At 71.4% G+C, this 8,644-nt stretch carries 10 protein-coding genes; 2 read left to right on the forward strand and 8 right to left on the reverse strand.

The window, feature by feature from the left end; translation table 11 throughout:
* The 5 genes from FHG89_RS01970 to FHG89_RS01990 all read right to left on the reverse strand — a co-directional run.
* Positions 1-892, reverse strand: an 892-nt coding sequence (locus FHG89_RS01970; protein WP_139582288.1) for a hypothetical protein, incomplete at its 3' end; no start/stop codon positions are given.
* Positions 889-1,458, reverse strand: coding sequence for an RNA polymerase sigma factor (locus FHG89_RS01975; RefSeq protein WP_139582289.1), 570 nt, complete (start codon positions 1,456-1,458; stop codon positions 889-891). The genes FHG89_RS01970 and FHG89_RS01975, both read right to left, overlap by 4 nt.
* Positions 1,459-1,575: 117 nt before the next feature.
* Complete coding sequence (locus FHG89_RS01980; RefSeq protein ID WP_244295100.1) at positions 1,576-2,466, reverse strand: polysaccharide deacetylase family protein; 891 nt, start codon at positions 2,464-2,466, stop codon at positions 1,576-1,578.
* Positions 2,467-2,511: 45 nt separating this feature from the next.
* The gene (locus FHG89_RS01985) at positions 2,512-2,853 is read right to left on the reverse strand and encodes a YnfA family protein (protein ID WP_139582290.1); all 342 of its coding nucleotides are present in this window, start codon (positions 2,851-2,853) and stop codon (positions 2,512-2,514) included.
* A 73-nt stretch (positions 2,854-2,926) separates the two neighbouring features.
* Positions 2,927-3,121, reverse strand: a complete 195-nt coding sequence (locus tag FHG89_RS01990) for a CsbD family protein (protein WP_088989634.1) — start codon at positions 3,119-3,121, stop codon at positions 2,927-2,929.
* Between the two features lie 498 nt (positions 3,122-3,619).
* Between FHG89_RS01990 and rox the strand changes: the two genes are divergently transcribed.
* Both rox and FHG89_RS02000 read left to right on the forward strand, forming a co-directional pair.
* Positions 3,620-5,002: a rifampin monooxygenase gene (gene rox, locus FHG89_RS01995; protein WP_208760832.1), complete on the forward strand. Its 1,383-nt coding sequence runs from the start codon at positions 3,620-3,622 to the stop codon at positions 5,000-5,002.
* A gap of 139 nt (positions 5,003-5,141) precedes the next feature.
* The gene (locus tag FHG89_RS02000) at positions 5,142-5,753 is read left to right on the forward strand and encodes a histidine phosphatase family protein (RefSeq protein WP_139582292.1); all 612 of its coding nucleotides are present in this window, start codon (positions 5,142-5,144) and stop codon (positions 5,751-5,753) included.
* Here the strand turns inward: FHG89_RS02000 and FHG89_RS02005 are convergent.
* The 3 genes from FHG89_RS02005 to FHG89_RS02015 form a co-directional block, all read right to left on the reverse strand.
* Positions 5,683-6,189 carry an Lrp/AsnC family transcriptional regulator gene (locus FHG89_RS02005; RefSeq protein WP_139582293.1) on the reverse strand — a complete coding sequence of 169 codons (507 nt, stop codon included), beginning with the start codon at positions 6,187-6,189 and terminating at the stop codon, positions 5,683-5,685. The two genes, FHG89_RS02000 and FHG89_RS02005, sit on opposite strands and share 71 nt — an antisense overlap.
* Positions 6,190-6,253: 64 nt before the next feature.
* Complete coding sequence (locus tag FHG89_RS02010; RefSeq protein WP_139582295.1) at positions 6,254-7,396, reverse strand: acyl-CoA dehydrogenase family protein; 1,143 nt, start codon at positions 7,394-7,396, stop codon at positions 6,254-6,256.
* Complete coding sequence (locus FHG89_RS02015) at positions 7,393-8,508, reverse strand: M24 family metallopeptidase (protein WP_139582297.1); 1,116 nt, start codon at positions 8,506-8,508, stop codon at positions 7,393-7,395. Before FHG89_RS02015 ends, FHG89_RS02010 begins: the two co-directional genes overlap by 4 nt.
* Positions 8,509-8,644: the final 136 nt, after the last annotated feature.

Below are 8,644 nucleotides of genomic sequence, written 5' to 3' on the forward strand. Positions count from 1 at the left end.
CCCTCGCCCGCTGCCACTCCGCGATCCACCCGCAGCCGACCCGCGACGTCACGGCGGCACCGAACTGGTAAGAGTCGTTCACACCGATGCCCTCCAGCGCCGCCACGTCGAAGCCCGGCGGAAGCGGCACGTCGGCGAGCACCTCGGCCGCCCGCACCCGCACCCGCTCCGGCGTGACGATCTCCGCCGGCAACGCGCCCAACCAGGTCCGCACATCCACCCGCACGACGGCCGCGAGAACCTCGTCGAACTCCCTGCGGGACCAGTTGTCCCCGGTACGCAACTCCACGAACACACCGTCGCGGGGACGCAGGATCACCGCGAAGTCCCGGGCGGAGTACCGGAACAGATCACCCGGCCAGCCGTCCACCCGCACCGCCTCCGGCCGGCTGACGTGGAGCCGGTCGCCGTAACGGTCCGCGTAACCGCTGGCCGGATACCAGTTCATCTCCAACTCTCGATCGCCTCGACGAAACGCGATGGTGCCCTGCTCCTCGGCGAACCCGTACACGGTGGTCGCCGTCCAGCCGGGCCGGTTGATCAGCAACCGCGGGTTCTTCTCCGCGGCCCGCATCGCCACCGGCGAGTAGACAACCGGTGCACCGGCGGCGGGCGCGGGAGCTGCCTCACCGCCCTCCCCCGGCTCCCGCAGCAGGATGGACACGCAAAGGACGCTGGCGAGCACCGCGGCCGCCGTCACCACGCCCGCGAAGCGACGCACCTTCCGCCCCGCCCCCGGTTGCCGTCGCGGTGGTTCCACGAAACGATCGAGCGTCGACTCAGACATGATCTCCTCCAGGATGGACTGCTTCACCCCGCCGAGGCCACCGACGAGGTCGAGCCGAGCGGGGTCGGCGTCGCGAACCAGCCGGTCCAGCTGTTCCTCGGTCATCTCTCCTCCTTCCGGGTGGCTGCGGTCAGCACGTCCAGTACATGTCCGGGCGGTCCGAGGTCGTCACCGACGAGTTCCCGTAGCCGGGCACGCGCCCGCGACAACCGGGTCCGGACCACGGCAGGACCCACCCCCAGGACCGCGGCCACCTCGCGCGGTTGCAGGCCCTCCCAGACGGTGAGCATCAGCACCTCCCGGTCCAGCCCACCCAGACCCGCCAACGCCGCCCGGACGGCGAGCCGCTCGGGCACCTCACTACCCGGATCGACGGCCACCGTGGCGACGATCTGCTGACGTAACCGCTCACCCAGCCGCTGCCGGCGGACACCGCCACGGTGATGGTTGGCCAACACCCGCCGGGCCACCCCGTACAGCCAGAGACGGGCCTCGGCACCGTCCGGAATGTCGTGCCGACGACGCCACGCCACCAGGAACGTCTCCGCGACGACGTCGGCCGCGTCCTCGGGGTGCTCGACGCGCCGCAGCGCGTACGCCAACAGCGGCTCGAAGTCCGCGACGTAGACGCGCCGGAACTGGTCCTCGTAGTACTCAACGCCGGAGCTCACGTTCACTCCATGTCCGGTGGGACCTCAACCGTGACAGGTCGCGCGAACCTGTTCCCGAACCTCGGCCGGCCGCTCGCTCGCGTGGCGCGCACAGTGCCGCCCCGGCGCGACGGGCCGTCAGACCACCAACACCTCGGACAACGGCGCCGGCACCAGCCCCCGGTCCCGCAACCCGGCCAGGATGTGCGGAAGCGCCTCATCGGTCATCGCCGCGTTCGCCTCGGTCACATGCATGATCACCACCGACCCGGGGCGTACGTGGTCCAGCACCGCCCGCACCAACGGCTTCCACGCCGTCGCGAACGGATCGCCGCTGACCACATCCCCGTCGACCACCGTCACGCCCAGCGGCGCCAGGGCGTCCAGCGCCGCCGCGTCGTGGCACAGCCCCGGAAACCGGAAGTACCGGGTCTGCCGCCCCCCGTACGCCTCGATCACCTCGAACGTCCTCGCCACGTCCTCGGCCAACTCGTCGACCGGCAACCGGGGCAGGTCGTAGCAGTCAGCGGTGAACGCCGCGTGCCCGTACGTGTGGTTCGCCAGCTCGAAGCGCGGATTGTCGGCGATCCTCCGCGTCACGTCCGGATACCGCTGCACCCACTTGCCGGTCAGGAAGAACGTCGCCGGCACCCGCTCGCGCTCCAGCAGGTCGAGGATCCGCAGGTTCGCGTACGACGTCACCCGGCCGGCGCGCAGGTTGCCCAGCATCCCGTCGGTCATGTCCGCGTCGAACGTCAACGCGACCTTGTCACCGGTCCGCGGCCCGTGATCGACAACCCGCGCCCGGGTCCCCACCCGCGTCGCCCCCGGCACGGAGGTCACCGGCGCCACTTGCGGGACGGTGGATGCCGTCGGGGTGGGACTGACGCTTGCCGACGGCACTGCTGACGAGCCGACGAAGACCGGCCGGTCCGGCGGAGGCACCCGGGACGCCGAGCAGGCGGTGCTGCCGACAACGGCCACCGCGACCAGTACGCCGTACAACGGGCGGAGCCGAGGGCGGATCACGCCGCAGATCATCTCAGAGGTGAACGGTGCTCACTGTCCCGAATCTCACGCGGGGGCGCCGCGCGGGGCGTACATGATGACCGCGACGCCGAGCAGGCAGAGCGCCGCGCCGACGAGGTCCCAGCGGTCCGGGCGGAACCCGTCCACCACCATCGCCCAGCCCAGCGAACCCGCCACGAACACCCCGCCGTACGCGGCCAGGATCCGGCCGAAGTTCGCGTCCGGCTGGAACGTGGCGACGAAGCCGTAACAGCCCAGCGCGACCACACCGGCCGCGATCCACCACAGGCCACGCTGTTCACGCCAGCCCTGCCACACCAGCCAGGCGCCGCCGATCTCGGCCAGCGCGGCCAGCGCGAACAACACAAGGGAACGCAGCACGGTCACCCCGCGACCCTAGTCGCCACACACGACGGGTCCCCGGCGGCCGTGCCACCCGGGGACCCGCGAACCGCTCAGGTCACTTCGTGAAGGAGTCCTTCACGTTGCGACCGGCGTCCTTGACGTTCTGACCGGCCTGCTTGGCGCGCGCGTCGCTCTGCTGGCTGGCGCCCTCGCCACGCATCCGCTCGTTGTCGGTCATGTCGCCGACGCGCTCCCGCGCGGCGCCGGCCATCTGCTCAACCTTGTTCTTTGCCTTCTCGGTGAAGCTCATCGCGCCTCCTCGGTCTGGCGGTTGTCCCGGCTCGCTTGCCCGGTCTCCGGGCGCCGAAACCGGTGGTGCCCGTCGGCACCACCGGTAAGGCATCCTAGGAAGATAGGTTGTGGGAATGGCGAAGGTCCGGATCAACCGAAGAGGCCCATGGGAGTCGTCGGAAAAGGATTGGACGCCACGACGGACGGGCTTGTAGCTTGCGGGCGAACGTGACACGGCCCGAGGAGGTGAGACCCATGAACGCTGTATCGAAGTGGGTGCTCCCCCTCCCGTCACGGTCGGGCGACTGACGTAGGTGTCGCCGGGAGCGCCAAACGGCACTCCCGAAGGGCAACACCTGTGCGACCTCTGCCATTCACCGCCGAGTCGTCGTCGAACGACGCGGTCGAACGAAACTCCGCCACGGGCCACCTCCCCGGGCCCCAATCACCGGGCTCCGGCCCCGATCGCGCACCCCACGTCGACGTGATCATCGCCGGTTGCGGGCCGACCGGTGCGATGCTCGCCGCCGAACTACGGCTGCACGATGTGCGGGTTCTGGTTCTGGAGAAGGAGAACGAGCCCACGTCGTTCGTGCGCATAGTCGGTCTGCATATCCGCAGCCTCGAACTGATGGCGATGCGCGGACTGCTGGATCGCATCCTCCCGCACGGCAGGCGGCGTCCCGCCGGCGGTTTCTTCGCCGCCATCCCCAAGCCCCCGCCGACGAGCCTGGATTCCGCGTACGCCTATCTGCTGGGCATCCCGCAGCCGGTCATCGAACATCTGCTCGCGGAGCACGCGATCGAACTGGGTGCGCAGGTCCGGCGCGGTTGCGCCGTCACCGGTCTCCAGCAGGACGACGAGGGTGTGACCGTCGAGCTGGCCGACGGGCGACAGCTGCGCTCGCGCTACCTCGTCGGCTGTGACGGCGGGCGCAGCACCGTGCGCAAACTGCTCGGTGTCGGATTTCCCGGCGAGCCCGCCCAGAACGAGACCCTGATGGGCGAGATGTCGGTGGGTATGCCGCCGGAGGAGATCGCCACCAGGGTGACCGAGATCCGCCAGAACCGTCAGCGATTCTGGCTGAGACCCGCAGGCGAAGGGATCTACAGCGTCCTCGTGCCCGCCGCGGGAGTCAGCGACCGCGCGAAGCCGGCCACCCTCGACGATTTCAAGCAACAGTTACGCACCATCGCCGGAACCGATTTCGGCGTGCACTCCCCGCGCTGGATGTCCCGCTTCGGCGACGCCACCCGGCTGGCCGAACGGTATCGGGTCGGGCGGGTGCTACTGGCCGGCGACGCGGCACACATCCATCCCCCCATCGGCGGACAGGGCCTCAACCTGGGCGTTCAGGACGCGTTCAACCTGGGCTGGAAGCTGGCCGCCCAGATCCGCGGCTGGGCGCCCGAGACCCTGCTGGACACGTACCAGGCAGAACGCCGTCCGGTCGCCGAGGAGGTGCTGGACAACACCCGCGCCCAGACGGAGCTACTGTCCACCGCACCCGGCGCGCAGGCCGTGCGCAGACTACTCACCACGTTGATGGACTTCGACGAGGTGAACCGCTATCTGATCGAGAAGATCACCGCGGTCGACATCCGGTACGACTTCGGCGCGGGCCCCGACCTGATCGGCCGCCGCCTGCGCGACATCGATGTGCGACAGGGCCACCTCTACGGGCTGCTGCACCGCGGCCGTGGCCTGCTGCTGGACCGCACCGAACGCCTGAGCGTCGGCGGCTGGTCCGACCGCGTCGACCACCTCGCGGATCCGACCGCGGCACTGGATGGTCCGTGCGTCCTGCTACGCCCCGACGGCCACGTCGCCTGGATCGGCGACGATCAGCAGGACCTGAACGACCATCTCTCCCGCTGGTTCGGCACGCCCGCCGACTGATCCGCGCCCGCCCCCGTCAAGCTCGACACCGACAAGGAGCAGCGTTCCGCCTCACCATGACGAGGAAGGCCGCACGGTGAGGCGCCGACCACACCACAACCGCCGGGTGCCGGCCTGGCGGCGGTGGTTAACTGATCGGATGGGAGAGCTCCTGCTGATCCGGCACGGCGAGACCACCTGGAGCGCCAGCCTGCGGCACACCTCGTACACCGACCTGGAGCTGACCCCCGACGGCGAGCGGCAGGCCCGCACCCTCGCGGCGTTCCTGGCCGGCCGGCGGTTCGTGAGCGTGCTGGCCAGCCCCCGCTCCCGGGCGCTGCGCACCGCGCAGCTCGCCGGGCTCACCGTCGACGCCGTCGACGAGGACCTCAGCGAGTGGAACTACGGCGAGTACGAGGGCCGCACCACCGTCGACATCCACGAGAACCAGCCGCACTGGAACATCTGGACCGACGGCTGCCCCGGCGGCGAGTCACCCGCGCAGGTCGGCGAACGGCTCGACCGGGTGCTGACCCGGGTCACCCCGCTGCTCGACCGGGGCACCGTGGCGCTCGTCGGCCACGCGCACAGCCTGCGGGTGCTCGGCGCCCGCTGGATCGGCCTGCCCCCGTCCGCCGGCGCGCGGCTGCGGCTGGACACCGCCACGGTCAGCGTGCTCGGTCACGAGCACGACCGGCAGGTCATCCTGCGGTGGAACCAGCCGGCTCCTCCGGCACCCGGGACCGCGACCGACTCGGCGCCCCGGCACTGATCTTCGGCGGCCGGTTCTCGTACGGCGTGGACAGCACCACAGTCGTACGGGTCGTCACGTTCGCCGACGTACGGATCTCCTGGAGCACCCGCTCCAGATCGGTGGGGCTCGCCACCCGCACCAGCAGCAGGTAGAAGTCCTCCCCCGCCACCGAGTAGCAGGAGTCGATCTCGGGCAGGTGCGCCAGTCGCTCCGGGGCGTCGTCCGGCTGCGACGGGTCGAACGGCCGGATCGCCACGAACGCGGTAAGCGGCAGGTCCAACGCCTCGAACGACACCCGCGCGGCGTACCCCTTGATCACCCCGCGCTGCTCCAGCCGGCGCACCCGCTGGTGCACCGCGGACACCGACAGGCCCACCTTCTCGGCCAGATCCGTGTACGACAGGCGGCCGTCAGCGGTCAACGCTGCGACGATGGCGCGGTCGATCTCCTCCACGGCGAGCAACCTACCGGGAAAACGGCGCGACGGCGACGACGAACGCGACGGCGGACCCGCCGTCTCAGCCCCTGGCGAGCGCCCGGGAGATCACCAGCCGCTGGATCTGGTTGGTGCCCTCCACGATCTGGAGCACCTTGGCCTCGCGCATGTACCGCTCCACCGGGTGGTCGCTCACGTAACCGGCGCCGCCGAGCACCTGCACCGCGTCGGTGGTCACCCGCATCGCCATGTCGGTGGCGAAGAGCTTCGCCTTGGCCGCCTCGATCGAGTACGGCCGGCCGGCGTCACGCAGCCGGGCCGCCGCGAGGGTCAGCGCGCGGGCCGCGGCGATCTGGGTGGCCGCGTCGGCCAGCAGGAAGCCGAGCCCCTGGAAGTCGATGATGGAGCGGCCGAACTGCTGCCGCTCCCGGGCGTAGGACACCGCGTAGTCCAGCGCCGCCTGCGCCAGCCCGACCGCGCACGCCGCGATGCCCAGCCGACCCGAGTCCAGAGCGGACATCGCGATGGTGAAACCGGTGCCCTCACCGCCGATCAGCCGCTCGGCCGGCACCCGCGCCGAGTCGAACGCGATCTGCGCCACCGGGGAGGACCGCAACCCCATCGTCCGCTCGGCCGCCTGCGGCAGGATGCCGGCGGTGCCGGAGTCGGCGAGCAGGCAGGAGATCCCCTTGGGACCGGGCTCGCCGGTGCGGCAGAAGATGTTGTAGAAGTCGGCCACCCGGGCGTGGGTGATCCACGCCTTGGTGCCGGACACGACGTACGTGTCGCCGTCGCGCACGGCCCGGGTGCTCAACGCCGCCGCGTCCGAACCACCCTGCGGCTCGGAGAGGCAGTAGGCCCCGAGCAGTTCGCCACCGAGCATGTCCGGCAGCAGTTTGCGCTGCTCGTCGCTGCCGAACGCGGCCACCGGGTGGCAGGACAGGGTGTGCACGCTCACCGCCTCGGCGACGGCGAGCCAGCGGCTGGCCAGGATCTCCAGCACCTGGAGGTACACCTCGTACGGCTGGGCAGCGCCGCCGTACTCCTCGGGGTAGGGCAGGCCGAGCAGGCCGGCCCGGCCGAGGGTACGCAGCACCTCGCGGGGGAACTCGCCGCGCTCCTCGAAGCCGGCGGCCTTCGGGGCGAGCTCGCGGTCGGCGAGCTCGGTGGCGAGGTCCAGCAGGTCGTGGGCCTCGTCGGTGGGCAGGATGCGGTCGACAGTCATAGCGCGATGAGCTCCGTGGGGGTGGTGTTGAGCCGTTGCACGCCGTCCGTTGTGCAGACGACGATGTCCTCGATGCGGGCGCCGTGCCGGCCCGCCAGGTAGATGCCCGGTTCGATGGAGAACGCCATCCCGGCCTCCAACTGTCGGTCGTTGCCGGCCACCAGGTAGGGCTCCTCGTGACCGTCGAGGCCGATGCCGTGCCCGGTGCGGTGCAGGAACGCGGGGCCGTAGCCGGCGTCGGCGATCGGCTCGCGGGCGGCGAGGTCGGCCTCCGCGCCGGTGATGCCGGGCCGCACCGCCGCCACGGCGGCGCGCTGGGCGTCGCGCAGCACCGCGTAGTAGTCGAGGAAGTCGGCCGGGGCCGGTGCTCCCGCGACGTAGGTGCGGGTGCAGTCCGAGCGGTAACCCGACGCCATGGTGCCGCCGATGTCGACCACCACGGGCTCACCGGCGCCGATCGGCCGGTCCGAGGTGCCGTGGTGCGGGCTGGCCCCGTTCGGGCCGGCGGCAACGATGACGAAGTCGACGCTGACGTGCCCGGTCGCGCGGATCGCCGCGGCGATGTCGGCGGCGACCTCGGCCTCGGTCCGGCCCGGGCGCAGCCACTCCCCCATCCGCCGGTGCACCTCGTCGATCGCCGCGCCGGCCTCGGCGAGGGCCGCGACCTCCGCAGGCGACTTGCGGATGCGCAGCTCGCGCAGCACCTCCCCGGCGAGCCGCTGCGCGGCGCCGGGGAGCGCCGCGCGCAGGGCGAGGACCTGCTCGGCCCACATCCGGTCGGCGAGCCCGACCGCCGCCGCCGGGCCGTCGAGGGCAGCCACCACCAGGGGGTACGGGTCGACGCCGTCGGGGTGGTCGACGATGCGCACTCCGGTGGCCGGCGCGGGGGACGCCTCGGCGGCCGGTCGTTCCAGCCTGGGCACGATCAGGGTCGCCTCGCCCTGGACGGGCAGCACGAGGCAGGTCAGTCGTTCTCCGGCGTGGGCGTCGTACCCGGTCAGGTAGCGCAGGTCCGAGCCGGGGGTGAGCAGCAGGGCGTCCAGGCCGGCGGCCGCCGTGGCGCGCCGCGCGGCTGCCAGCCGGTCCGGCGGGTACAGCTCGTCGATTCCCACCCGGTCAGCTTAACGGTCGTTTGGGCCGGATCCCGAATTCCACCAACCGGTACGACCGAAATCCACAGACGTTGATTGACTCGGACAGTTAACACTCTTTAAGATTTGGCTGCCTCGAGGCCCACCCCGTCCCTGC

This window comes from Micromonospora orduensis, from assembly GCF_006228125.1.
Taxonomy (GTDB): domain Bacteria; phylum Actinomycetota; class Actinomycetes; order Mycobacteriales; family Micromonosporaceae; genus Micromonospora; species Micromonospora orduensis.

Excerpts from the sequence above, each read along its gene's own strand:
- FHG89_RS01990 (WP_088989634.1), bottom strand. The coding sequence starts at position 3,121 with ATGAGCTTCACCGAGAAGGCAAAGAACAAGGTTGAGCAGATGGCCGGC.
- rox (WP_208760832.1), top strand. The coding sequence starts at position 3,620 with ATGCTCGCCGCCGAACTACGGCTGCACGATGTGCGGGTTCTGGTTCTG.
- FHG89_RS02000 (WP_139582292.1), top strand. The coding sequence starts at position 5,142 with ATGGGAGAGCTCCTGCTGATCCGGCACGGCGAGACCACCTGGAGCGCC.
- FHG89_RS02010 (WP_139582295.1), bottom strand. The coding sequence starts at position 7,396 with ATGACTGTCGACCGCATCCTGCCCACCGACGAGGCCCACGACCTGCTG.